The following is a 23313-nucleotide window of genomic DNA, read 5'->3' on the forward strand; positions in this document are numbered from 1 at the left end:
CGGTGAAGCGGTGTTTAGGCAAACCAATCCAAAGGCGCAAGCAGGTTTTTGGAAGTTTTGTGAAATCAGACCGAATTAACCCGTAACACACTGTAATGAAACAACTTCACACACGGCCCAAAACCCGCCCCCACGACACACGACCCCGAATCAAAACCCGGAAACCAAGAATCAACAGAATCGCGAACAGCCAGAAATAGGGTTCGCGCTCATTCACCTTGACGGCCCAGACCCAATGCAGGCCGACCAGCAAGGCCGCCGGATAGACCAGCTTATGCAGTTTGCGCCACTGCATCCCGCCCAAGCGCCGGATCGACAGATTGTTCGAGGTCACCGCCAAAGGCAGCAGCATCAGAAACGCAACCAACCCGAACAGCAGATAACGGCGCTTTAGCAGATCCTGCCCCATCTGTGACCATAACAGCCCCATATCAAACACCACCCATGCCAGAACATGTGGCAGCGCATAGGCAAAGCACAGCACCCCAAGCGCACGACGAAAGCGCATCAACGATATGCCCGTCAGCCGCAGCAGCGGCGTCACCGCCAGCCCCGCAACCAACAGGTACAACGCGGTCCGGCCCAGACGATGTTCAATCGCCTGAACGGGGTCCGCACCCAAACCGCCCGTAAACGTGTCCCATAACAACAGGGCAAAGGGCAGCGCCCCTGCCAGCCAGATGACCGGAACAGGAATGCGGCGCAGGATATCGTTGATTGCGCGGATCATCAGTAATCCCTCGACAGGTCCATGCCGGCATACATGTCTGCGACCTGATCGCCATAGCCATTGAACATGAACGTCTCTTGCCGCCCGCCAAACAGGCCAGCGCCAATGCGACGTTCCGTGGCTTGGCTCCAACGGGGGTGATCAACGGTCGGGTTCACGTTGGCATAAAACCCGTATTCAGAGGCCTGCAGCTGGTTCCATGTGGCAAGGGGCTGTTTATCAGTCAGGGTAATCCGGACAATCGACTTGATGGATTTGAACCCGTATTTCCACGGCACCACCAGACGGATCGGGGCACCGTTCTGGTTGGGCAGAGTTTCCGAATACAGACCCGTCGCCAGCAATGTCAGCGGATTCATCGCCTCGTCCAGACGCAGACCTTCGCGATAGGGCCAATCCAGCAAGGCGCGCTGTTGTCCGACCATCTCTTCTGGGCGCACCAACGTTTCAAACGCGACGTATTTCGCACCCGCCTGCACGCCAGCTTTGTTCAGCGCCGATGCCAGCGGCACGCCCAGCCACGGCACGACCATCGACCATGCCTCGACGCAGCGCAGGCGATAGATGCGTTCTTCCAGCGCATTGTCGGGGGCCAGATCCTCGACCCCGTAACTGCCGGGGCGGTCAACCATGCCGTCGATTTGCACGGACCAGTCAGCGGTCGTCAGGGCACCTGCATTGCGCGAAGGGTCTTCTTTGCCGGTCCCGAATTCGTAAAAATTGTTATAGCTGCTGATCTCTTCCAGCGTATTGGGTGCCTGATCGGTGGAATATGGCGACGGCTTGCCCGTCAGCGCCATCGCGGGACGGCCCATCAATGCGGGGGCTGCCAAAGCCACAGCGCCTGCCGCCATAAATTTGCGACGGTCCATATAGATGGCCCTGGGGGTTACGTGTGACCAAGTCAGCTTCATGTCATCCTCCGGATATGACGGGCGCGTGCACGCGACCCGATGCATCATTGCACATGCACGCACACCCCGCAGGATTTGGTGCATCACATTCGATTGACACTACGTTGGCCAAGGCCAAAACGTTACAGGTCAGCCTGCCAGAATCCGGTCTAGAAATGCCGCTCCGAAACGATCGACGCGCGGTTCGTCCAGATAACGCCCCATCGAATCAAGGTTTTGCGGCTTATGTTCGGCGATCCGCTTGATCTGCTGGGTCGTGCAGGACAGCGGCTTGTCGATGCCATCTTCGCCCCGCGCCAAACGCAGCTGAATTTCTTGCAGATCATCAAACAAAGCCCCTGAGGGACGGCCAGCCAAGGCGCGACGGGCCGGATGCATCTGGGGTTGATCGCCCGCAATCACCGACAGGAATTGCTGACCATAGCTTTCCAGCTTTTTGGCCCCGACGCCGCTGATGCCCGCCATCTCGTCGATGTTCTGGGGGCGGCGCTCTGCCATTTCGATCAGGGTCCGGTCGGGAAAGATGACATAGGCCGGCACACGGGCCGTTTCAGCCATCGCACGGCGCTTGGCCTTGAGGGCCGACAACAGCGGTTCATCTTCTTCGGAGACTTGGGTCCGCAAGACATTTGCGCTTTTGGCGTTTTTGGTGGTGTCCTGCCGCAAGGTGACGCTCTCGTCGCCGCGCAGGATGGGGTGTGCGGCTTCGGTCAGGTGCAGCGCGCCGTGGCGTTCGGGGTCGGGGCGGCACAGGTCCAGCCCCATCATCTGCCGGAATATCGCCTGCCACTGGCCTTTGCCGAAATCCTTGCCAACACCAAAGGTCGGCAGTTTATCATGACCACGTTCCAGCACCTTTTCGGTCTGGTTGCCGGTCAGCACATCAATCAGATGCCCGCTGCCGAACCATTCGCCGGTGCGGACAATCGCCGACAACGCCTTGCGCACCGCCATCGTGCCGTCAAACAGCTTTGGCGGCGTCTGGCACAGATCGCAATTGCCGCAATCCTGCGTCATCTCTTCGCCGAAATAGGACAGCAGGCGACGACGGCGGCAACCTGTCGCCTCGGCCAGTCCCAGTAGGGCATTCAGGCGGGCGTGGTCGGCGGCCTTGCGGCCGGGATCGGCCAGACCTTCGTCCACCTGCGTGCGGCGCAGGCGGATATCGTCGGGGCCATAGAGGGTCATCGTATCCGCCGGATCGCCATCACGACCCGCACGCCCGATTTCCTGATAGTAACTTTCGATGCTTTTGGGCAGATCAGCATGAACAACCCAGCGGATGTCCGGCTTATCAATGCCCATACCAAAGGCGACGGTCGCCACGACAATCAAACCGTCCTCGCGCTGGAACCTCGCCTCGGCTTCGCGGCGCTGATCGGCCTCCATCCCTGCGTGATAGGCGATGGCAGGGTGGCCTTCGTCGCGCAATGCCTGCGCCAAGGTTTCGGTCCGCGCCCGCGATCCGCAATAGATGATGCCCGACTGTCCCCGACGCGCAGCGACATAGGATGTCACCTGCTGGCGCGGGCTGTTTTTGGGCTGGAATGCCAGACGGATATTGGGACGGTCGAACCCGCGCAAAAACGTGACAGGCGGCTGGCCGTCAAACAGGCGGGTGACAATTTCAGCCTGCGTTTCGACATCGGCGGTGGCGGTAAAGGCCGACAAAGGCACATCCAGCGCCCGCTTCAGATCACCGATACGCAGGTAATCGGGGCGGAAGTCATGGCCCCATTGGCTGACGCAATGCGCCTCGTCCACGGCAATTGCCGTGACATTGGCGCGGCGCAACAGGTTCACCGTTCCGCCGGATGCCAGCCGTTCGGGCGCCATATACAGCAGCTTCATCTCTCCGGCTTGCAGGGCCTGAAAGACGGCATCGGTTTCTTCGTCGGTATTGCCGCTGGTCAGGGCACCGGCATTCACACCTGCCGCGCGCAGGGCACGGACCTGATCGCGCATCAGGGCGATCAACGGTGATATCACCACCGTCACCCCGTTCCGCATCAGCGCGGGCAGCTGGAAGCACAGCGATTTGCCGCCGCCCGTGGGCATGATGGCCAGCACATCGCTGCCACCGGCCACAGCCTCGACAATATCCTGCTGGCCGAGCCGGAAGCCGTCAAAGCCCCAGACCTGACGCAGCAGATCATCCGATGCCAGATCCTGTGCCATCATGCGCCGTAAAAGAAGCCTGCGTTATTGGCCAGCGCGCGTTGCAGGATGATGATCGCGATAAAAACGATCAGCGGTGCCAGATCCAGACCGCCCATATCGGGCAGGCGGCGACGGATGGGCGAATAGATCGGCTCCAGCAACCGGTTCAGACCATCCCAGATCTGGCCGACCAATGGCTGGCGCAGGTTCAGCACCTGAAAGTTGATCAGCCATGACATGATAATGTGCACGATCATGATGAACCAAAGGACCTGCAAAACCAGTTGCAGGGCTTCATATAGCGTACCCATCGTCACTCCTACTGCGTCTATATGGCGATTTTCACCCCTGTATGCTTGTGCAGGTGGCAGGACGCAAGCGGCTGCGACCCCATGCCGCCGCGTTCGGGTTGACGGGGGCACGAACACGGCCCACCCAAGGTGCAAATGAGAGGGCCTGCATGTATCCGTTATTCCGCTTTGCCAAAGAGCTGCTGAAATTCCGCAATGCACCTGCATTGCCCGTCACCGGCACGCATGTGTCCACCCATATCTGCTGGCCGTGGGATCTGGACCCTTGGGTCGAGCTGAATAACGGCCGCACCCTGACCCTGTTCGATCTGGGCCGCATTCCCTTGGCGCGCCGCACCGGCATGATCCCCGTGATGCGGGCGAATAAATGGGGAATTACGGTCGCCGGAAACTCGACCCGCTATCGCAAGCGGATCAGGGGGTTCGACCGCTTTACCATGCTGTCGCGGATGGTCGGCTGGGATCACCGCTTTATCTATATGGAACAGACGATGTGGCGCGGCCAAGATTGTTGCAATCAGGTGATGATCCGCAGCGCCGTCACATCGGCCAATGGCATCGTCCCGCCTGCACAGGTCGTCCGCGCGCTTGGGCATGATATGGAAAGCCCGCCCCTGCCCGACTGGATCACCGCATGGATCGCGGCGGATGCCCAACGTCCGTGGCCCCCCGCCATCCCCGAGGATGCGAAACTGTCCTTGTCACAGTAACGGCCCTTGGGCCTTATATCGCCAAACGGGGCAGAAGGGGCCGATATGAACCGCAAACGCATCTGGGGGTGGTGGTTTTTCGACTGGGCCAGCCAGCCTTTCCATACGCTGCTGCTGACCTTCATCTTCTCGATCTATTTTGCGGAAGTGGCGCGTCGCCATTTTATCAACATCGGCGACAGCAGCACCTTGGCGGGGGCCAATGCACAAGCGCTGTGGGGATACGGGTTGTCGATCGCAGGGGTGATCATCGCCCTGCTGGCACCGGTGCTGGGCGCGGTGGCCGACAGTTCGGGCCGCAGGATGCCATGGGTCTGGCTGTTTTCGGCGCTGTATGTCGTCGGATCGGCGGGACTGTGGTTCCTGATGCCGACGCAGCCCGCCCTGATACAGGCGGTGGTGCTGTTCGGCATCGGGCTGATCGGGGTCGAGTTCGCGACCATCTTTACCAACGCCATGCTGCCATCCCTTGCCCCGCGCGATGAAATTGGCCGCCTGTCCGGTTCCGGCTTTGCCTTTGGCTATCTGGGCGGCGTCGTATCACTGGCAGTCATGCTGGCGCTGTTTGCCGAAACGCCAAGCGGGCGGACGTTGATCGGTATTCCACCGCTGTTCGGGCTGAACCCGACGCTGCGCGAGGGCACCCGCTTTGTCGGTCCCTTCACCGCCATCTGGTATATCGTCTTCATGGTGCCGTTCTTCCTTTGGGTCCGTGACACCAAGGGCAGCACCCGCCCGATCCGCATTCGCGCCGCCCTGCGTGACCTGTGGACGCTGGTCCGTAGCCTGCGCCAGCGTGACAGCCTGCGGAACTGGCTGGTGTCGTCGATGCTGTCACGCGATGCGCTGAACGCGCTTTACGGCTTCGGCGGCGTCTATGCAGGGACGGTGCTGGGCTGGCCGGTGTTTCTGGCGGGGGTCTTTGGCGTAGTTAGCGCCATTTCAGCCGCAATCATCAGCTGGCTGGGCGGGCGGGCCGACCGGCGCTTTGGCCCGCGAGGCGTAATTAGCATCTGCATTCTGGCGCTGATGGCGGTCTGCACCCTGCTGGTCGGCATGGACCGCACCACGATCTTTGGGATGGCCGTTCCTGCCGACCCTGTGCTGGCTGGGCTGCGCCTGCCGGACATGTTGTTCTTTATCTGTGGCGCGGTGATCGGCGGGGCGGGCGGCGCATTACAGGCCGCCAGCCGCACGATGATGGTCCGTCATACCACTCCTGAACGCGCGACCGAAGGGTTCGGCCTTTATGCGCTGTCAGGCAAAGCGACCGCGTTTCTGGCACCGTTCCTGATTGCGCTGACCACCGATCTCAGCGGCAGCCAGCGCATCGGCTTTCTTCCGTTGATCGTGATCTTTCTTGTCGCGCTGGTTCTGTTACGATGGGTCAACCCGGAAGGAGAGGCATAATCGTGATCCGCAAGACCCTGACCGCCGCCGCCATATTGCTAAGCCTGACGCTGCCCGCCACCGCAGCGCCGCTGGCCAAGGATGTATTCGGCCATGTTCCCGGCCCGACCGCAGGCACCGCCGCAGCATTCGGCACCTATAGCAAAGGCTGCTTTAACGGCGGCGTCCAGATGCCCGAAAGCGGGCCGACATGGCAGTCGATGCGCCTGTCGCGCAACCGCAACTGGGGCCACCCCGAACTGGTGAACTTCCTGACGGGCCTGTCGCAGGCCGCCACCAAAATGGGCTGGAACGGCCTTTATATCGGCGACATGAGCCAGCCGCGCGGCGGCCCCATGCTGACCGGCCACGCCAGCCATCAGATGGGGCTGGATGCCGATATCTGGATGCTGAAACCGCAAAGCCTGTCGCTAGGCCGCCAGCAACGCGAAAACATCTCCTCGGTTTCGGTGGTGGCATCGAACGGCTTGGGGATGTCAGGGTATTGGACCCCCTCGCACGCTGCGCTGATCCAGTCGGCGGCCATGGACCCGCGCGTGGACCGCATCTTCCTTGATGCTGCCATCAAGGACACCATGTGCAAAGCCAACGGCAACCGCGGATCATGGCTGCAAAAGCTGCGGCCGACGCCGAACCATGACTATCATTTCCACGTGCGCCTGAACTGCCCCGCCGGAAACAGCGGTTGCACCAATACTGCCGCACCCGTTGCTGCGCTGTCGGGCAATGACAACGGCTGTGGTGCTGCGGCGCAGGAAATGGCCTATCGGGCCAACCCCTCCAGCCGCCCCAAGGCGGGTCCGGGCAACCCCAACTATCGCCACCCCCGCACCTTTGCCCTGTCCGAACTGCCGCGCCAATGCCAGATCATCGGCACCGCGCGCTAGGCGCAGCCCTTGCCGGATTGCTGTTAACCGCGCCTGCCGATGCAGGCGCGGTTCTTGATTATGTGGGCACCTATGTCTGGCACGAGGACGAGGCCAGCTTCGGCGGTTTTTCGGGCCTTGAAATCAGCGCCGATGGCAACAGCTTTCATGCGCTGTCTGACCGCGCCTATCTGTATTGGGGCCGGATCGAACGCGACCCGCGTGGCATTGTCCGCGATATGGTCGTGGCAGGGCGCGCACATCTGCAAGACAGCAAGGGCGTTCCGCTGCCGCCGGGCTATATCGGCGACAGCGAAGGTCTGGCCATCGGCGACAATAACGACACATGGGTCAGCTTCGAGGGGTTCATCCGCATCGCCCGCTATGACGATCCTGACAAACCCGCCGTTACCCTGCCCCCGCCCCCCCATATCGCGGGCATGGGACAGAACGCCGGGCTAGAGGCGCTGGCCATCCGCAAAGACGGCACTGTCATCGCCGTGCCCGAAAAATCGCTGACCGAGGCGATGCCTTTTACCGTGCTGGCCTTTGCCGATGGCACATGGTCGGAAATGACGCAGATCAGGCGCGATCCCCGCTGGTTGCCGGTGGGGGCGGATTTCGGTCCTGACGGGTGGTTCTATCTGCTAGAGCGGAATTTCCACGGCATTCTGGGGTTTTCATCACGGGTCCGCCGGATGCACCTGTCGAATGCAGGCGTCACCGACGAGGAAATCCTGCTGGAAACCAGCCCGCTGCAATATGACAATCTTGAAGGTATCTCGGTCTGGGATGACGGCACGGGGATCCGGCTGACCATGATGTCGGATGACAATTTCCTGTTCGTCCAACGAACCGAGATTGTCGAATACCGGCTGCGCGCCGACAACCATCATCCGTAAGGAAATTGACAAGGCGGGGTACGGGCGCGTATGGCCCCCGCTGCCCCTGCACAAACGGGGGCCGAGTTCTTCCGCAACCTTGTAAAACGGAAATCCTGATGACCCGCTTTTTGCCCGGCATACTTGCCATGGCCGCCATTGTCGTGGCCTCTAATATCCTGGTCCAGTTCACTGTCGCCAACTGGCTGACATGGGGGGCCTTTACCTATCCTTTGGCCTTTCTGGTCACCGACGTGATGAACCGCGTCTATGGCGCGCCCGCCGCGCGGCGCGTTGTGGTGACGGGCTTTGTCGTCGGGGTGATCTGTTCACTGGTCGCGGCACAAATGGATGCCACAACCCTGCGTATTGCCATTGCATCCGGCACTGCTTTTCTGGTCGCCCAACTGGTCGATGTGTCTATTTTTGATGCATTGCGCGACGGGCGGTGGTGGCGTGCGCCGCTGGCCTCGACCTTGGTCGGATCGGTGCTGGATACGGTGCTGTTTTTCGGCATCGCCTTTGCCCCGATTTTCCCCGCCGATATCAATACAGACTGGTCGAACGAGGCTGTTCCCCTGATCGGACATGGCCCCGAAACCGCCCTTTGGGTGTCTTTGGCGCTGGCGGACTGGCTGGTGAAACTGGGGCTGGCCCTACTGGCCCTTGTGCCGTTTCGCATGATTGTGCGCAAATTATTGCGTGATCGGGTCAAAAGCTGATTGACTTGGAAGCTAACTGTGGCACCCTCTGAGTTATAACGGCAAACTTTTGAAAGGAGGTGGTCCAGTGTCTAGAGTGATATTGGAGAACGGTGTCGGAACAGTTTTGGTGATCGTGACCTGAGGGCAGCCCCGAAGGACATTGAACCTCGATTGGGACCGTACGGGTTTTTTCCCTAACCGGACCATCTCCGTGGAACTCGCGGACCGCTTTTTCAGCGGTCCGTTTTCCAGTTCGGGACATCCGGCATCTGCTGTGATCCCCCGCACTGAAAAAGGGCGGTCCTTGCGGGCCGCCCTTTCCATTTGTCAGCCGCGGTTCAGGCGCATTCCGCCGATCACGACCAGCGCCCAGACGACAGCCGCCACCCACCACAGGCCGCCACTGATCAGCGCCATACCGATCAGCCCCGCCTGCACCACATAATAGGCCATGGTGATCAGCGTTTTGCGAATCAGATCGCCTTCACGGTCGGTCAGCCCCACGGTCGCGGATGCCGCGACGACGTTATGCACACAGATCATATTGCCTGCGGCCCCGCCAACGGCCTGCAACACGACCACAACCGTGACACCCGCCAGATCCAGCCCGATGCCCTGCGCCGTTGAAAACTGGAAAAGCGAGAACATCATATTTGACACCGTGTTCGACCCGGCGATAAAGGCACCCAATGCACCGACAACCGGCGCAAAGATCGGCCATGTCGCACCGGTCGCCGCAGCCATCCCTTCGGCCAGAACGATCGGCATCGAGGCAATCCCCTCCGAGCCCGAGTTGATGAAGACCTGCACCATCGGCACCGCCAGCAACAGCGCAGGGGCCGCAGCCAGCATCGTCCGCCCCGAAATCGACCATGCCCGCGCATAATCCCGCCCCCGCATCCGGAACAACAGGACCGAAATCAACGAGGCGACAATCATCACGCTACCCGGTGCATATAGAAACTGCGCCGAGGCGTTGATCCCCGATCCGAACAGATCACGGAAGGCGATGGTCGTAGACGGCCCCGTCAGCCATGCCTTTAACGGTGCAATCGTGCGGGTCAGCACCAGAAGCACCGCGACGATGACATAGGGCATCCATGCCGTCATCAGGGATATCGGGCGGTCCTGCGGCCCCAGATCGGCCTCTTCGGGTTCGACGCTGCCTTGCCAGCCGTCTTCCCACTGGTTGCGGGGTGGAAAGTCGAAACTGTCGGACGGCAGAAACCACCCTGCCCGCGCCGCTGGCACCACGATCAGCAAACCGATCAACCCGCCCAAAAGCGACGGAAACTCGGGTCCCAGCACCCGCGCCACCAGAAGATAAGGCAGCGTAAAGGCCACGCCTGCAAAGATCGCGAATTTCCACGCGCGGAACCCTTTGGCAAAGCTGCGGCTTTTGCCGAAAAAGCGTGTCAGCATGCCGATCATCAGCAAAGGGATCAGCACCCCGATCAGCGCATGGACCAAGGCGACCTGCGCGGCAACCACCGGCACATAATCCACCACTGTCATCGGTGCGATGGCTGTATCGACCGCTGCGCTGTTGGACAGGCCGGTGTTGATGCCGACCAGCATCGGCGTGCCCACCGCCCCGAAGGACACTGGTGTCGACTGGATGATCAGCGTGACCATCACCGCAGCCATCGCCGGAAAACCGATCGCCAACAACAAAGGTGCCGCCACGGCCGCAGGAGTCCCGAAGCCCGAGGCACCCTCGATCATCGACCCGAACATCCATGCAATGATGATCGCCTGAATACGCCGGTCGGGTGAAATATCGGTAAAGCCGCGCCGGATGGTGCGGATCGCACCGGATTCCTGCACCGTATACAGCAGCAGGATCGCGCCGAAGACTATGTAAAGCAGCGTCACCGCCGTCACCAGACCATTGACCGTGGCACCGGCAATTTTGGTGATTGGCGCCCCCCACAGCACCAGCGCCAGCATGACGGTGACAATATAAGCCGCCATCATTGCCAGCTTGGCCGACCGCCGCATGACGACCAGCAAGATAAACACAATTGCGACGGGCAAGGCCGCAGCAATAAAGAACACTCCCTGTGACACCTCGTTTCCTCCTCGATTTGTCTTGGCCAGTCGAGGCAGCTTTGAATTCAAAATCAAGAAAAAACCGGTCTGTAAAACAGACCGGTTTCCCGAATGCCCTATATCCGTCGCTGTAAAAGCGTCGGGACTATGCCCGCTGGATCGCGATTGCGATGCCTTGCCCGCCGCCAATACACATGGTGATCAAGGCAGTACGCCCACCGGTGCGTTCCAGTTCGGACATCGCCTTGACCATCAGGATCGCGCCGGTGGCACCGACGGGATGACCCAAGGCAATCGCGCCGCCGTTGGGATTGACGCGCGCGGGGTCCAACCCCAGCCCCTTGTTCACGGCCAGTGCCTGCGCGGCAAAAGCCTCGTTCGATTCGATCACGTCGAAATCGGCGGCTTGCAGACCGGTCTTTTTCATCAGCGCCTCGACAGCGGGAATGGGACCGATGCCCATCACCTCGGGGCGGACGCCTGCAACGGCATAGCCGAGGATACGCGCACGCGGGGTCAGCCCTGCCCGTTTGGCCGCATCGGCCCGTGCCAGAACCAGCGCCGCCGCACCGTCATTGATGCCGCTGGCATTGCCTGCCGTGACCGATCCGCCCTTCTGGAACACAGCCTTCAGTCCGGCCAGCTTTTCGGGACTGGTTTCCTTGGGGTGTTCATCGGTATCGAAGGCGACCATGCCCTTGCGGGTTTTCACTTCGACCGGCACGATCTGGTCGCGGAAATGGCCCGCAGCAATCGCCGCCGCCGCGCGGCGTTGGGATTCCATAGCGAATTCATCCTGCTGTTCGCGGGTGATGTCATGTTCTGCCGCGACGTTTTCTGCTGTCACCCCCATATGGCCGGTGCCCATCGGGCAGGTCAGCGCGCCGGTCATCATGTCCAGCATCGCCTGATCGCCCATCTTGGCACCGAAACGCGCCGAAGGAATGACATAGGGTGACCGGCTCATATTTTCGGCCCCGCCTGCGATGGCGAAATCGGCATCGCCCAATAACAGCGCCTGCGTGGCCGAGACAATCGCCTGCGCCCCCGAACCGCACAGCCGGTTCACGTTCATTGCGGGCGTGGTGTGGGGAATGCCTGCCTCCAGCATGGCGACGCGGGACAGATACATGTCGCGGGGTTCGGTGTTGATGACATGGCCAAAGACCACATGGCCAATCATATCGGGCGCGACGCCGGCGCGTTCCAGCGCGGCGCGGGTCACGATGGCGGCCAGCTGGATCGGCGGCACGGCGGCAAGGCTGCCACCGAAGGTGCCGATGGCGGTGCGGGCGCCTGACAGGATGACAATTTCTGATGCGGACATGGGCGGGCCTCCTCTGGATTACGCCGAAAGAATAGGCGGGGACCGTGCCGCGGCAAGGCGCTGTTGCTATTCCGTCGCGGAACTTGCCCCGCCTGATCACGATTTGCCTTGTGCAAATTGCGGCCAGCGGAGCAAAGCGCTATGCTTGCAAGGAATAACGGAACAAGAGGCGACGCATGACCCAGACCGGCCCCCGGCTGCGAATCAAGCTGCGGCTTGAATATGATTCGCCCCTGATCCTTGGGCCCGGCAAGGCCGAACTGCTGTCGCGCATCGCACGCCTCGGCTCTATCTCGGCAGCCGCGCGCGAAATGGGGATGAGCTATAAGCGCGCATGGACCCTGGTCGAGGAAATGAACATCGCCTTTGCCCTGCCCGTCATCGAAAGCGCACGTGGCGGCCCCAAAGGCGGCGGCGCAACCGTGACGCCAACGGGCGAAAAAGTGCTGCATCATTACCGTGCGCTGGAAACCCTGCTGTTGAACGAAGGGGCAACAGATCTGAACGCGCTGAACGATCTGCTGCGGCCCGAAGGCAGCACCTAGGCTGGCAGTCGCCCATCCAATGGCTTTGTGATTTCAACGCAGCGTGATTTTCCCTATGATCCTTGCAAAAGACGAAGCAAAGCAGGACGAGGGCAGGATGAACACGCTATTGAAGCTGGCCATTGTGGGGCTGGTCGCCTCTTGCGGCGGCGGCAACTACAGCGCGCCGCGCCAGTTGGACAACGCATGCGCCATTGTCGGGGAACGCCCCGCCTATCTTCGGGCGATGAAAAAGGCGGAACGCAAATGGGGTGTGCCGGTGCATGTCCAGATGGCGACCATGTATCAGGAATCGAAATTCATCGGCGACGCGCGCACCCCGCATCAATACGCCCTTGGCGTCATTCCGATCGGTCGCCAAAGCAGCGCCTTCGGCTATTCCCAGGCATTGGATGCGACATGGGAAGAATACCAGAAAAAGACCAATAACCGTCGCGCCAAGCGGGACAATATCCGCGACGCCACCGATTTCATGGGGTGGTATATGGACGGCAGCCAGAACATGCTTGGCCTGTCAAAATATGATGCCACCTCGCAATATCTGGCCTATCACGAAGGTCGGGGCGGCTTTTCACGTGGCAGCCACCGCAGCAAGGGCTGGCTGATGCGGGTGGCCGCACAGGTTGGACAGCGGTCGGAAATGTATCGTCGCCAGTTGATCGCCTGCCGCAAAGCGTGATCTTATCGATCCGGCAGGGCGGGCGGTCTTCGCCCCCCCTGATCTGCACCCAAGGGGGACGACCTATGTACAGTGTCATCGGTACCGCCAAAAGCCGCGCCTTCCGAGTCCTGTGGATGCTTGAGGAATTGGGCGAACCCTATACCCATATTCCCGCCAATCCGCGCAGCGACGGCGTGGTGGAATTCAACCCTGCAGGAAAGGTGCCGGTGCTGATTGACGACGGCACCCCGATCACCGATTCCACCGCGATCCTGACCTATCTGGCCGATCGCCACGGCAAGCTGACCCATCCGGCAGGCACGCTGGACCGCGCCTGTCAGGACAGCCTGACCCAATTCCTGCTGGATGAATTCGACGCCGCCCTCTGGCTGGCCGCCCGCCACAGCTTTATCCTGCCCGAGGAAATGCGCCTGAGCGCGATCAAGAACACCCTGCGGTGGGAATTCGAAGGCAGCCAGAAAACGCTGGTCAACCGCATGGGCGAAGGCCCGTTCCTGATGGGTGATATGATGACCGTGCCCGATATCATCCTGACGCATTGCCTTGGCTGGGCTTTGGGTGCGCGTTTCCCCATTGTCGAACATGATCTGACGACCTATCTGGAACGGATGCGCGAACGTCCGGCCCACCAGCGGGCCACCGCGCTTTAACGCGCCAGCACTGCCGCCGCTGCCAGACCGGCGCGGCGGCCACTGTCCAGACAGCCGGTCAACAGATAGCCGCCTGTCGGGGCCTCCCAATCCAGCATTTCGCCGGCGGCAAAGACATTGGGCAGGGCGTTCAATTGCAGATCGGCATCCACCGCCTGTCGGGTGATGCCACCCGCCGAGGAAATTGCCCGATCCAACCCCATCGCCCCGTCATGCCGCAGAGGCAATGCCTTGGCACGCGCTGCCCATCCGGCGGCATCTTGCGGCAAAGGTTGCCCCCACTCCAGCAACAACGCCACCTTGACCGGATCGCCCAGCACCCGCCGCAGCCAATTACCAAGCGACAGCTTGCCTTTGGGCTTGGCAAAACGCGCGGCCAAAGCATCAACGGTCAGATCGGGGGCCAGATCGACACGGGCCGGAACGCCGTCGCGGATGGCTGCGGCGACCTCATAGATGCCGCCCCCTTCGATCCCCTGCCGCGTGATCACCCATTCGCCACGGCTGACCAGATCGCCCGCATGGATCGCAACGCCTTTGACGGCATGCCCCGTGACGCGCCCCATCGCCGCCGTCCAATCCACCGCGAACCCCATATTCGCAGGCCGGAACGGCGCAATCTGCACCCCTGCATCTGCCAGAACTGGCACCCAAGCTGCATCCGACCCCAGCCGTGGCCAACTGGCCCCGCCAAGCGCCAGCACCGTGACATCGGCATTGATCACCCGATGTCCGTCAGCGGTCTGAAAGCCGACACCGTCTTTCAGATCGACCCATCGCCAGCGCGACCGCAGTTCGACCCCGCCATCGCGCAACCGCGCCAACCATGCCCGCAACAAGGGCGAGGCTTTCATTCCCACCGGAAACACCCGCCCCGTTGATCCGGCAAACAGCGGAATGCCCAAACCTTCAGCCCATGCCATGACCTGCGATGGCCCGAAACCGGCGTGTTCATAGCCCGCCAGACGCGGCCAGAAATCGGTATCGGATTCCGCTTTGGTCAGGTTCAGGCCGGATTTTCCCGCCATCAGGAATTTGCGGGCGGGGGTGGGCATGGCCTCGGCCACGACAACACGGCGACCTTCGGCCATCAGAACCTCGGCGGCCATCAACCCTGCGGGGCCTGCACCGATAACCAGCGCGTCAACGCGTTCGGTCACCGCCGCCCCCTTGGCTTCATCGACAGACGCAACAACGCCCGTTCGACCAGCGGCATCTGCGGCGCGCGGCTGGCGCTGCGTAATGTCATATCGGTCTGCAGCAGGGTCGAGACAGCTTCCTCTAGCGGGCCCATGCCCCAGCTTTGCGCCTGTCTTGTCATGCGGTCACGACGGGGACCGAACACCGGCGGGCGGGCGCGGGCCAAGGCCACCCCCGGTCCTGCCGGATCGGCGGCGGCCAGATGCAATGTCCGGAAATGCCGCAAGGCCGCGATGCACAGGGCGACGGGGGAAATGCCCTGCCCCTCGATCCGGCGCATCAGCGGGCCGAATTCCCCTTCGCGGCGTTCGGCGACAATATGGATCAGCTCATCCAGATCGGCCTCGATGGTGGCGGGGGCCATCAGGGCAATATCTTCGGGCGTCAGCGGGGCCGGGTCCTGATATTTATACAGCCCGATCTTTTCGATCGTCTGGCGCAGATCTCCGGGGTCCAGCGCCCGCGACAGCAACATCATTTCCTTCATCGCATCGCGCGGCACATCGGTCAGCCCGACATCGGCCAGCCAGCGCGACATTTCCTCGGGGCCGGGGGGATCGTCATAGATCGGGGCCGTGACCGCCTGCCCGTGGGTTTCAAACAGTTTGCGCAGCGCCGAGGATTTTGTCAGCCCGCCCGCCGCCACGACGATCACCGCATCGCCCTGACGCCAATCGGTCAGGGCCGCACGAATCGCATCGGCGGCGGAATCGGGGGTGTCATCCAGCAAGACGACACGCGGGCCGGGAAAGAATCCGACCTCGCGCACAGCGTCGATCAATTGGGCAGGGTCTTTCTTCATCCCCGCGCCGGGCAGTCGGGTCAGGCGCATTTCTTCGTCGGCCTTATCGCCGACTAGGGCCAGAACCGCCTCGGCCCGTTTCATCGCCACCCGCATCGGGTCCTGACCATAGATCAGAAGCGCAGGACGCGACGGGTCCGGCTTGGCGATATAGCGCGCAATCTCGCCGCCTTTCAGCAGCATAGAACCCTCATTCCGGCAATTGTGACGCGGCGGCCAGCAAACGGGTGACCACCTGATCGGCCAGCATACGCGCCAGACGTTCGCGCGAGCTGCCTTCAGCGGCCAGTGTGGCCACCGTCGTTCCGGTCGTCGAATAAGAGGTAAAGTTGCTGACCCGCCCTTCGGTCACGACATTTCCCTGTTTGTCGGTCAGCTTGAAATCAGCCGTGCCGTTCAGGGAATAACGGGTCGTGATTTCCTCGGTCGTGATGGCCTGACCGACCGCGCCGACGCTGATCCGGTAATCCAGATCATAGGCCGAGGCGCTATCCGGCCCGATCCGTTCCGCCAGCCGCTGGTTGAAGACGAAATCGATCGGCGTGTCGGGGTCGCGCGGGCGCACCTTGCCAAACAGCTTGGTGCCGCCCCCGTTCGGGCCATAGACTGGCGTCAGCCCGCATCCTGCAAGGGCCAGCGCCGCCCCAAGGCCCAGAACGACAGTGCGGCGGGACAGGCGGTCAGGCAACGACATTGACGATCCGCCCCGGTACAACGATCAGCTTTTTGGGCGCTGCGCCTTCAAGGAAACGCTGCACGGTGTCGTCGGCCAGAACCAACGCTTCGATCTGGTCTTTGGGCATATCCTTTGGGACCGTGATTTCGGCGCGGCGTTTGCCGTTGATCTGGATGGGCAGGGTCACGCTGTCATCCTCCAACATGGCGGGATTGGCCTTGGGCCAGCCGGCATCCACCACCATGCCCTGCCCGCCCGATTTCGACCAGACCTCTTCTGCCAGATGCGGCACCATCGGGGCCATCAGTTGGGCGATGATGCGCAATGCGGCACGGCGCGCTTCGCCCCCTGCCTTGGATTTGCCCACGGCATTGGCCAGTTCGTAAAGCTTGGCGACGGCCTTGTTGAAGGCAAAGCTTTCAATGGCGCGGGTCACATCCGCAATGGCGCGATGGGCGGCGCGGGTCAGGTCCAGATCCTCGGGGCCGTCGGCGGGGGCTTCGTCAGCCATCCGCCAGACGCGGGACAGGAACTTATAAGCAGCCTCGGCACCGGCAGCCGTCCATTCGACATCGCGTTCGGGCGGGCTGTCCGACAGCATGAACCAGCGCGCGGTATCGGCGCCGAAGTTTTCGACGATATTGACCGGATCGACGACGTTCTTCTTCGACTTCGACATCTTGGCCGAAGGAATCACCGTCACCGCCGTGCCATCCGCCAGCTTCCCGTCCGTCACATCCTCGGGCAGGTGATAGACGGGGCGGTCGCGGTCGTCGCGGGTGGTATAGATTTCGTGCGTGACCATGCCTTGGGTGAACAGGGCATTGAACGGCTCTTTTGCTGCCTCGGGCAGATGGCCGGTCTTGACCATCGCGCGGGCAAAGAAGCGCGAATAGAGCAGATGCAGAATCGCATGTTCGATGCCGCCGATATACTGGTCGACATTCATCCAGTAATCCGCATCCGCGCGGTTCGTCGGTGTATCGGCATCGGGGCTGGTAAAGCGGGCGTAATACCAGCTGCTGTCGACGAAGGTGTCCATCGTGTCGGTTTCGCGCCGTGCAGCACCGCCACATTTCGGGCAGGTCGCCTGACGCCATGTCGGATGACGGTCCAGCGGGTTACCCGGCACGTCGAATGTCACATCCTGCGGCAACAGCACGGGCAGGTTGGCCTTCGCCTCGGGCACCGTGCCGCAGCTGTCGCAATGGACGACGGGAATCGGGCAGCCCCAATAACGCTGGCGCGAGATGCCCCAGTCGCGCAGGCGGAACTTGGTAACCCCTTCGCCATAGCCTTCGGCTTGGGCATGCGCGATGGCGGCATCAACCGCTGCTTCACCGGTCTGGTCGGCTTCACCCGAAAATCCGCGAACATAGCTGACGGTTTCGGATTTCAGCGGCACAAAAGGGGCGTTGGCGACCAGATCATCGGCCTGATCCTGATCCATCCCGACCTCACCAAAAGTGGCGCGGATTGGCAGGTCGTATTTCAGCGCGAATTCATGGTCACGTTCGTCATGCGCGGGGCTGCCGAAGATCGCGCCGGTACCGTAATCCATCAGCACGAAATTCGCGATCCAGATCGGCAGGTGCCAATCGGCATCCAGCGGATGGGCGACATGCAGGCCGGTGTCGAAGCCCAGCTTGGGCGCAGTTTCGATGGCCTCTTCGGTGGTGCCGATACGAGCACATTCCTCGCGGAAGGCTTCGACCTTGGGGTCGTTCGCGGCTAGTTCCTTGACCAGCGGATGGTCTGGCGAAAGCGCGACAAAGCTGGCACCCATCAGGGTGTCGGGGCGGGTTGTGTAAACCTCGATCCGGTCGAAACCTGCGGGGGCATCGACGGTGGTGAATTCGAATTGCAGACCGCGCGACTTGCCGATCCAGTTCGCCTGCATCAGACGCACCTTTTCCGGCCAGCCGGTCAGACCGTCCAGCGCGCCCAGCAGTTCGTCGGAATAATCGCTGATCTTAAAGAACCACTGCGTCAGCTCGCGCCGTTCGACCGTGGCACCCGACCGCCAGCCCTTGCCGTCGATGACCTGTTCATTGGCCAGCACGGTCATGTCTTCGGGGTCCCAGTTCACCTGCGCTGACTTGCGCGTGATCAGGCCTGCGTCCAGCATATCAAGGAACATCGCCTGCTGCTGGGCGACATAGGCGTCGTCACAGGTGGCAAACTCGCGGCTCCAGTCGATGGACAGACCCAGCGGCTTTAGCTGGTCGCGCATGGTGGCGATATTGGCATAGGTCCAGTCGCGGGGATGACCCCCTTGTTCCATCGCGGCGTTTTCGGCGGGCATACCAAAGGCGTCCCAGCCCATCGGATGCAGCACACTGAAACCTTGGGCGCGTTTGAACCGCGCCACGACATCGCCCATCGCATAGTTACGGACATGGCCCATATGGATGCGCCCCGAAGGATAGGGGAACATTTCCAGCACGTAATATTTGGGGCGGTCGTCGCGGATGGCGGTAAAGGTCCCAGCCTCGGCCCAGGCCTTCTGCCAGTTCGCTTCGCTTTCGGACGGAGTATAGGGCATGGGGTCAACCTTCGGGCATTTGCGTTGCCTTGCGGTTTATACCCCAGCCGAGTGCGGGTCCAGTGGCCAGACCCGCCCTTTGATCAAAGACGGCCGTCCTGAATGCGCAGCTGGCGTGCGCGGGTCAAGATCGCATCCTCGACGGCGCGGACGGTGCCGGCCTCGACGGTGGCGCCACCGGCACCTTGCAGCGACAGACGCAGGCTGCGGGCATCCAGTGCAGGGTCGCTGACCTGAATCGTCGCGCGATAGGAACGTCCACCACCCGGCGGGGTGCCATAACCCGTCTGGATCACGCCCGTGAAGGGATCGACCGTCTGGACCGGTAGAAAGTTCAACACTTCCAGACTGGCGTTCCAAAGGTATTTGTTCACGCCAACAGTCGCGCTGGGGTTTTCCGAGTTGCGAAACAGATCCTGGATCTTCATTTCGGCCTCGGGCTCTTTGGTGGTCGTGGCGCGCCCGTTTGTTCCGCCACAGGCGGCAAGCCCCGCGCAAAGCGTCGTGACAAAGATCAGGCGTGCGGCGCGTGCGGTCTTCATACTGTCCCCCGGGCGTATTTCGCGTGTGCAAGCCTTAACGCGGAACAGCCACCCGCGACAAGCACCTTGGAATATGTGCATCCAAAACCGTTCGCCCTTTATTACAGGGCATAAAATCAAGGGTTCCATGCCTCACGGAAAGGTGTGGCGGTTGTGCACCACAGAAATGGCGAAACAATTCGGGCCGGGGTGATTCCGTTGCATCACAATTCCGAAAGGGGGAAACAACATACATCCCCAAGGCGGTGAGGCCGGTTTGGGCAACAGAGAGACAAGAGGGAACACGACCATGAAAAAGGTTCTTTTCGCGACGACCGCACTGGTCATGACTGCAGGCTTCGCTGCCGCAGACGTCACGATCTCGGGCTACGGCCGTACCGGCGTTCTGTACGTCGAAGACGGTGTTGACGGTGAAGGCACCAACGACGCGATCATCCAGTCGCGTCTGCGTATGAACATCGACGCGACCACGACGACCGACTCGGACGTTGAATTCGGTGGCCGGATCCGCATCCAGTGGGACCAGGGCGACGACGAAACCACCGTTGCACCGGGCTACATCTACGTCACGTCGAACGGCCTGAGCGTTGAAATCGGTAACTCGAACACCGCTTACGACTCGGTCGCTCTGATGTACAACTCGGAAATCGGCATCTACTCGCGTTCGTTCGGTAACTCGCGCGGCGATTTCTTTGCCTATAACACCGATGGCTATCCCAGCTTCGAAAACGACACCGACAACGATCTGGACACCGACTATCTGGGCGTCATGGTCAGCTACACCGTCGACAACCTGACCGTTCGCGCGTCGCAGGTTGACTCGAACCAGGTTGTTTCGAACGACGGCTTCGAAAAAGAATACGGTTTCTCGGTTGATTATGTCTGGAACGACATGCTGACCGTTGCGGCTGCCTTCGTCAAAGACGGTTCGGGTATCGACGGCAACGACCAGTACTTCCTGGGTGCAGAATATGCATTCAACGAAAAAACCGACATCGGCCTGCTGTACTTCGACAACGGCGAAGATTCGGACGGTAGCGATGCTGATCTGGGTAACACCGTCACCCTGTACGGCAGCTATGCAGTTGCTCCGATGACGCTGATCAATGCTTACGTCGCCAACAACGACGCAGACAGCAACGATACCGACAATTCGTACGGTATCGGTGCTGAATACGACCTGGGCGGCGCCAAGCTGGCCGGTTCGATCCAGCGCGGCTACGACGAGCTGGTCACCGCCGACATGGGCGTGCGCTTCGACTTCTGATCGAAACCACTTCTATCGGTTACAGGAAAGAGCGGGCCTTGCGCCCGCTCTTTTCTTTATGTTCTGTAGCATCATGGGACTTACAGATATCACCAGCCGCATTGCCGCGGCCGAAACCGCCGCAGGACGCGCCCAAGGCAGCGTCAGGCTGATCGCCGTCAGCAAAGTGCAACCCAATGAACGGGTCGAGGCTGTGCTGAATGCCGGCCACCGCGTCTTTGGTGAAAACTATGTGCAGGAAACCCAAGGCAAATGGCCCGACTGGCGCGACCGCTTTGACGGCATTGACGGCATTGACGGCATTGACGGCATTGACGGCATTGACGGCATTGATCTGCATATGATCGGCCCGCTGCAATCGAACAAAGCCAGACAGGCCGTGCAGCTGTTCGATGCCATTCACACGCTGGACCGCGCGACACTGGCGCGCAAACTTGCGGCACAAATTCAGGAACAGGGCCGCCAACCGCAGCTGTTCGTTCAGGTCAACACCGGCGACGAACCGCAAAAGGCCGGTATTCTGGTCGATGAGCTGCCGGGCTTTCTGTCATATTGCGCCCAACTGGATCTGTCCCCCAGCGGATTGATGTGCATCCCCCCCGAAGGGCTGGACCCGCAACCGCATTTCGCCATGCTGCGCAAACTGGCTGCCGAACACGGCCTGCCCAACCTCTCAATGGGGATGAGCGCGGATTTCGAAACCGCCATCGCCGAGGGTGCGACCCATATCCGTGTCGGCTCGGCGATATTCGGCGCCCGCGACTACAGCTAGGCAGCCAGCGGCGGCACGATCAGCTTTGTGCCCGGCTTGGCACGTATCGCCACCCAAAGCAGGTCGGGCCGCGCAAAGGCAATGCAGCCTTCCGTTCCGAAACGCGGCCGCCGCCATTGATGCAGAAAAATGGCCGAGCCGCGCCCCGCTTGCGCATCCGGCCAGTTCCAATCGGTTGTCATCACCAGATCGTAAAGCGGGTCCGGACGGCGCAACCTCTCATGGCTGGGGGCGAATGGTGCGCGGACGTGATGGTTGTAATCCTGATGTCCGCTGGCATCGCACCACAAATCCGTCGGCCCGATCGGCTGCGCCCAAGGGGCCGGACAGGCCAGCCGGTCAGAGCGATACCATAGGCCGGTCACTGTATGCACGCCGACCGGCGTCGCCTTATCGCCCTCTTGCTTTGTCTGGCTTAGGCCGGTTTTGCCAATCGAACAGGGCAAGACCCGCCCCATAAACCGCAACCCCATCGGGGTCAGAACCATATCCGTCGCCTTCATAGCAAATGCCCCGATTTTTCGGCCTTGGTGTCCAGATAGTCGGTGTTAAAGCGGTTGCGCGGGGTGATCAGCGCGACGCGTTCGGGCACCGCAATACCGTGGCTTTCCATCATGGCCACCTTGCGGGGGTTGTTCGTCATCAGCCGCGTGGCCGAAAAGCCCATCTGACGCAGCAGGGCGGCACCGATGCGGAAATCGCGCTCGTCATCCTCGAAACCAAGGCGATGGTTGGCCTCGACCGTATCGAACCCCTGATTTTGCAGATCATAGGCGCGCATCTTATTGGCAAGCCCGATGCCGCGACCTTCCTGATTCAGATAAAGCAGCACACCGGCACCCGCCTGCCCCATCGTCGCAAGGGCGGCGTTCAGCTGGGGCCCGCAATCGCATTTCAGACTGCCCAATGCGTCGCCGGTAAAGCAGGCCGAATGCAGCCGCGCCAGAACCGGCGCATCACGGGGCGGATCGCCGATTTCCACCGCGTAATGTTCTGTTCCACCATCATCGGGGCGAAAGATATGCAGCCGCGACCGTTCCGACGATACCAAAGGCAGGCGTGCGGCGATGACGGGGGTCATTGCAGATTCGGCCGACAGCTGCGCCAGCACAGGTTCAGGCGGCAACCGTGTCAGCCCTTCGGTCGGCGGGGCCGCGACCAGCAACATTGCGGGCAGCAATTGCGCCGATTTCGCCAGCCCCAAAGCCACGCGATGGGCGGTGACATCACCGCCGCGTTCCGCCCGAAGCGGCCCCTTCATCGGCACGCGCAGGTCATCGGACGGGTCGGCCAAAGCCCGCAACCAGTCCAGATCAGCATCAGATGGCAGGGAAATCCGCGCCACACCCGCATCATAGGCTGTTGTTTTCAACGTCAATGCGCGCCGGTCTGTCAGCGCAAGAACCGGTTGCCCCAATGCTTTCAGATCGGCCAGACGGATTGCAGACAGGGTTTCCACCGCCGCCGCGATATAGCCGCCGATGACCACGGGCAAACCCATACGCAAATCGGCGCGGGCACGGGCGATGGTTTCAGACAGGGTCGGGATCAGGCTCATGGGGCCACG

Annotated in this window: 23 protein-coding genes; 10 read left to right on the plus strand and 13 right to left on the minus strand. The window is 61.5% G+C overall.

Features of this window, described 5'->3' with window-relative positions:
• Positions 1–106: 106 nt before the first annotated feature.
• From DWB67_RS12095 to DWB67_RS12110, 4 genes are all read right to left on the minus strand, one after another.
• Positions 107–730, minus strand: coding sequence for a sulfite oxidase heme-binding subunit YedZ (locus DWB67_RS12095; protein WP_119807809.1), 624 nt, complete (start codon positions 728–730; stop codon positions 107–109).
• Positions 730–1644, minus strand: a complete 915-nt coding sequence (gene msrP, locus DWB67_RS12100; protein ID WP_119807810.1) for a protein-methionine-sulfoxide reductase catalytic subunit MsrP — start codon at positions 1642–1644, stop codon at positions 730–732. Before msrP ends, DWB67_RS12095 begins: the two co-directional genes overlap by 1 nt.
• A gap of 129 nt (positions 1645–1773) precedes the next feature.
• Positions 1774–3822, minus strand: coding sequence for a DNA helicase RecQ (recQ, locus tag DWB67_RS12105; protein ID WP_119807916.1), 2049 nt, complete (start codon positions 3820–3822; stop codon positions 1774–1776).
• Positions 3822–4115: a YggT family protein gene (locus DWB67_RS12110; protein ID WP_119807811.1), complete on the minus strand. Its 294-nt coding sequence runs from the start codon at positions 4113–4115 to the stop codon at positions 3822–3824. Before DWB67_RS12110 ends, recQ begins: the two co-directional genes overlap by 1 nt.
• Positions 4116–4264: 149 nt before the next feature.
• On the opposite strand from DWB67_RS12110, the gene DWB67_RS12115 reads away from it, so the two are divergent.
• The 5 genes from DWB67_RS12115 to DWB67_RS12135 all read left to right on the plus strand — a co-directional run bounded on the left by DWB67_RS12115 (position 4265) and on the right by DWB67_RS12135 (position 8704).
• Positions 4265–4825, plus strand: a complete 561-nt coding sequence (locus tag DWB67_RS12115) for an acyl-CoA thioesterase (protein ID WP_119807812.1) — start codon at positions 4265–4267, stop codon at positions 4823–4825.
• 45 nt (positions 4826–4870) lie between these two features.
• Complete coding sequence (locus DWB67_RS12120) at positions 4871–6235, plus strand: MFS transporter (RefSeq protein WP_119807813.1); 1365 nt, start codon at positions 4871–4873, stop codon at positions 6233–6235.
• 2 nt (positions 6236–6237) lie between these two features.
• Positions 6238–7122 carry a penicillin-insensitive murein endopeptidase gene (gene mepA, locus DWB67_RS12125; protein WP_119807814.1) on the plus strand — a complete coding sequence of 295 codons (885 nt, stop codon included), beginning with the start codon at positions 6238–6240 and terminating at the stop codon, positions 7120–7122.
• The gene (locus tag DWB67_RS12130; protein WP_119807815.1) at positions 7095–8003 is read left to right on the plus strand and encodes an esterase-like activity of phytase family protein; all 909 of its coding nucleotides are present in this window, start codon (positions 7095–7097) and stop codon (positions 8001–8003) included. The genes mepA and DWB67_RS12130 overlap by 28 nt, the downstream gene beginning before the upstream one ends.
• Positions 8004–8101: 98 nt before the next feature.
• Positions 8102–8704: a queuosine precursor transporter gene (locus DWB67_RS12135; RefSeq protein ID WP_119807816.1), complete on the plus strand. Its 603-nt coding sequence runs from the start codon at positions 8102–8104 to the stop codon at positions 8702–8704.
• A 309-nt stretch (positions 8705–9013) separates the two neighbouring features.
• Here the strand turns inward: DWB67_RS12135 and DWB67_RS12140 are convergent, their stop codons facing one another.
• Entirely contained in the window at positions 9014–10756 is a 1743-nt protein-coding gene (locus DWB67_RS12140; RefSeq protein ID WP_119807817.1) for an L-lactate permease, read from the minus strand.
• A gap of 127 nt (positions 10757–10883) precedes the next feature.
• On the minus strand, positions 10884–12065 hold the full coding sequence (locus DWB67_RS12145; RefSeq protein ID WP_119807818.1) for an acetyl-CoA C-acyltransferase family protein: 1182 nt from the start codon (positions 12063–12065) through the stop codon (positions 10884–10886).
• Positions 12066–12241: 176 nt separating this feature from the next.
• Between DWB67_RS12145 and DWB67_RS12150 the strand changes: the two genes are divergently transcribed.
• From DWB67_RS12150 to DWB67_RS12160, 3 genes are all read left to right on the plus strand, one after another.
• On the plus strand, positions 12242–12610 hold the full coding sequence (locus DWB67_RS12150; protein WP_119807819.1) for a winged helix-turn-helix domain-containing protein: 369 nt from the start codon (positions 12242–12244) through the stop codon (positions 12608–12610).
• Positions 12611–12707: 97 nt separating this feature from the next.
• Complete coding sequence (locus DWB67_RS12155; protein WP_119807917.1) at positions 12708–13289, plus strand: transglycosylase SLT domain-containing protein; 582 nt, start codon at positions 12708–12710, stop codon at positions 13287–13289.
• A gap of 65 nt (positions 13290–13354) precedes the next feature.
• A complete protein-coding gene (locus DWB67_RS12160; protein ID WP_119807820.1) occupies positions 13355–13942 on the plus strand; it encodes a glutathione S-transferase family protein in 588 nt (195 codons plus the stop codon).
• Here the strand turns inward: DWB67_RS12160 and DWB67_RS12165 are convergent.
• The 5 genes from DWB67_RS12165 to DWB67_RS12185 all read right to left on the minus strand — a co-directional run bounded on the left by DWB67_RS12165 (position 13939) and on the right by DWB67_RS12185 (position 19707).
• Positions 13939–15102 (minus strand): TIGR03862 family flavoprotein, encoded by a 1164-nt coding sequence (locus DWB67_RS12165; protein ID WP_119807821.1) that lies wholly within the window; start codon positions 15100–15102, stop codon positions 13939–13941. The two genes, DWB67_RS12160 and DWB67_RS12165, sit on opposite strands and share 4 nt — an antisense overlap.
• On the minus strand, positions 15099–16127 hold the full coding sequence (gene holA / locus DWB67_RS12170) for a DNA polymerase III subunit delta (protein ID WP_119807822.1): 1029 nt from the start codon (positions 16125–16127) through the stop codon (positions 15099–15101). Before holA ends, DWB67_RS12165 begins: the two co-directional genes overlap by 4 nt.
• Positions 16128–16134: 7 nt before the next feature.
• Complete coding sequence (lptE, locus tag DWB67_RS12175; protein ID WP_119807823.1) at positions 16135–16638, minus strand: LPS assembly lipoprotein LptE; 504 nt, start codon at positions 16636–16638, stop codon at positions 16135–16137.
• Positions 16625–19165: a leucine--tRNA ligase gene (leuS, locus tag DWB67_RS12180; RefSeq protein ID WP_119807824.1), complete on the minus strand. Its 2541-nt coding sequence runs from the start codon at positions 19163–19165 to the stop codon at positions 16625–16627. The genes lptE and leuS overlap by 14 nt, the downstream gene beginning before the upstream one ends.
• Before the next feature lie 83 nt (positions 19166–19248).
• A complete protein-coding gene (locus DWB67_RS12185) occupies positions 19249–19707 on the minus strand; it encodes a DUF3576 domain-containing protein (protein WP_119807825.1) in 459 nt (152 codons plus the stop codon).
• Positions 19708–19996: 289 nt separating this feature from the next.
• Between DWB67_RS12185 and DWB67_RS12190 the strand changes: the two genes are divergently transcribed.
• Together DWB67_RS12190 and DWB67_RS12195 are read left to right on the plus strand one after the other, a co-directional pair.
• Positions 19997–20974, plus strand: coding sequence for a porin (locus DWB67_RS12190; protein WP_119807826.1), 978 nt, complete (start codon positions 19997–19999; stop codon positions 20972–20974).
• A 73-nt stretch (positions 20975–21047) separates the two neighbouring features.
• Positions 21048–21746, plus strand: a complete 699-nt coding sequence (locus tag DWB67_RS12195) for a YggS family pyridoxal phosphate-dependent enzyme (protein ID WP_119807918.1) — start codon at positions 21048–21050, stop codon at positions 21744–21746.
• Here the strand turns inward: DWB67_RS12195 and DWB67_RS12200 are convergent.
• Positions 21743–22249: a L,D-transpeptidase gene (locus tag DWB67_RS12200; RefSeq protein ID WP_182911574.1), complete on the minus strand. Its 507-nt coding sequence runs from the start codon at positions 22247–22249 to the stop codon at positions 21743–21745. The two genes, DWB67_RS12195 and DWB67_RS12200, sit on opposite strands and share 4 nt — an antisense overlap.
• Entirely contained in the window at positions 22246–23304 is a 1059-nt protein-coding gene (gene ribA / locus DWB67_RS12205; RefSeq protein ID WP_119807920.1) for a GTP cyclohydrolase II, read from the minus strand. Before ribA ends, DWB67_RS12200 begins: the two co-directional genes overlap by 4 nt.
• Positions 23305–23313 lie beyond the last annotated feature (9 nt).

Source organism: Paracoccus sp. JM45 (assembly GCF_003590715.1).
In the GTDB taxonomy this organism is placed as follows: domain Bacteria; phylum Pseudomonadota; class Alphaproteobacteria; order Rhodobacterales; family Rhodobacteraceae; genus Paracoccus.

What these genes read in the sequence shown, in the direction of transcription:
- DWB67_RS12095 (WP_119807809.1), bottom strand. Translation starts at nt 730, where the DNA reads ATGATCCGCGCAATCAACGATATCCTGCGCCGCATTCCTGTTCCGGTC.
- msrP (WP_119807810.1), bottom strand. Translation starts at nt 1,644, where the DNA reads ATGAAGCTGACTTGGTCACACGTAACCCCCAGGGCCATCTATATGGAC.
- recQ (WP_119807916.1), bottom strand. Translation starts at nt 3,822, where the DNA reads ATGGCACAGGATCTGGCATCGGATGATCTGCTGCGTCAGGTCTGGGGC.
- DWB67_RS12110 (WP_119807811.1), bottom strand. Translation starts at nt 4,115, where the DNA reads ATGGGTACGCTATATGAAGCCCTGCAACTGGTTTTGCAGGTCCTTTGG.
- DWB67_RS12115 (WP_119807812.1), top strand. Translation starts at nt 4,265, where the DNA reads ATGTATCCGTTATTCCGCTTTGCCAAAGAGCTGCTGAAATTCCGCAAT.
- DWB67_RS12120 (WP_119807813.1), top strand. Translation starts at nt 4,871, where the DNA reads ATGAACCGCAAACGCATCTGGGGGTGGTGGTTTTTCGACTGGGCCAGC.
- DWB67_RS12130 (WP_119807815.1), top strand. Translation starts at nt 7,095, where the DNA reads ATGCCAGATCATCGGCACCGCGCGCTAGGCGCAGCCCTTGCCGGATTG.
- DWB67_RS12135 (WP_119807816.1), top strand. Translation starts at nt 8,102, where the DNA reads ATGACCCGCTTTTTGCCCGGCATACTTGCCATGGCCGCCATTGTCGTG.
- DWB67_RS12145 (WP_119807818.1), bottom strand. Translation starts at nt 12,065, where the DNA reads ATGTCCGCATCAGAAATTGTCATCCTGTCAGGCGCCCGCACCGCCATC.
- DWB67_RS12150 (WP_119807819.1), top strand. Translation starts at nt 12,242, where the DNA reads ATGACCCAGACCGGCCCCCGGCTGCGAATCAAGCTGCGGCTTGAATAT.
- DWB67_RS12155 (WP_119807917.1), top strand. Translation starts at nt 12,708, where the DNA reads ATGAACACGCTATTGAAGCTGGCCATTGTGGGGCTGGTCGCCTCTTGC.
- DWB67_RS12160 (WP_119807820.1), top strand. Translation starts at nt 13,355, where the DNA reads ATGTACAGTGTCATCGGTACCGCCAAAAGCCGCGCCTTCCGAGTCCTG.
- holA (WP_119807822.1), bottom strand. Translation starts at nt 16,127, where the DNA reads ATGCTGCTGAAAGGCGGCGAGATTGCGCGCTATATCGCCAAGCCGGAC.
- lptE (WP_119807823.1), bottom strand. Translation starts at nt 16,638, where the DNA reads ATGTCGTTGCCTGACCGCCTGTCCCGCCGCACTGTCGTTCTGGGCCTT.
- leuS (WP_119807824.1), bottom strand. Translation starts at nt 19,165, where the DNA reads ATGCCCTATACTCCGTCCGAAAGCGAAGCGAACTGGCAGAAGGCCTGG.
- DWB67_RS12185 (WP_119807825.1), bottom strand. Translation starts at nt 19,707, where the DNA reads ATGAAGACCGCACGCGCCGCACGCCTGATCTTTGTCACGACGCTTTGC.
- DWB67_RS12190 (WP_119807826.1), top strand. Translation starts at nt 19,997, where the DNA reads ATGAAAAAGGTTCTTTTCGCGACGACCGCACTGGTCATGACTGCAGGC.
- DWB67_RS12195 (WP_119807918.1), top strand. Translation starts at nt 21,048, where the DNA reads ATGGGACTTACAGATATCACCAGCCGCATTGCCGCGGCCGAAACCGCC.
- DWB67_RS12200 (WP_182911574.1), bottom strand. Translation starts at nt 22,249, where the DNA reads ATGAAGGCGACGGATATGGTTCTGACCCCGATGGGGTTGCGGTTTATG.
- ribA (WP_119807920.1), bottom strand. Translation starts at nt 23,304, where the DNA reads ATGAGCCTGATCCCGACCCTGTCTGAAACCATCGCCCGTGCCCGCGCC.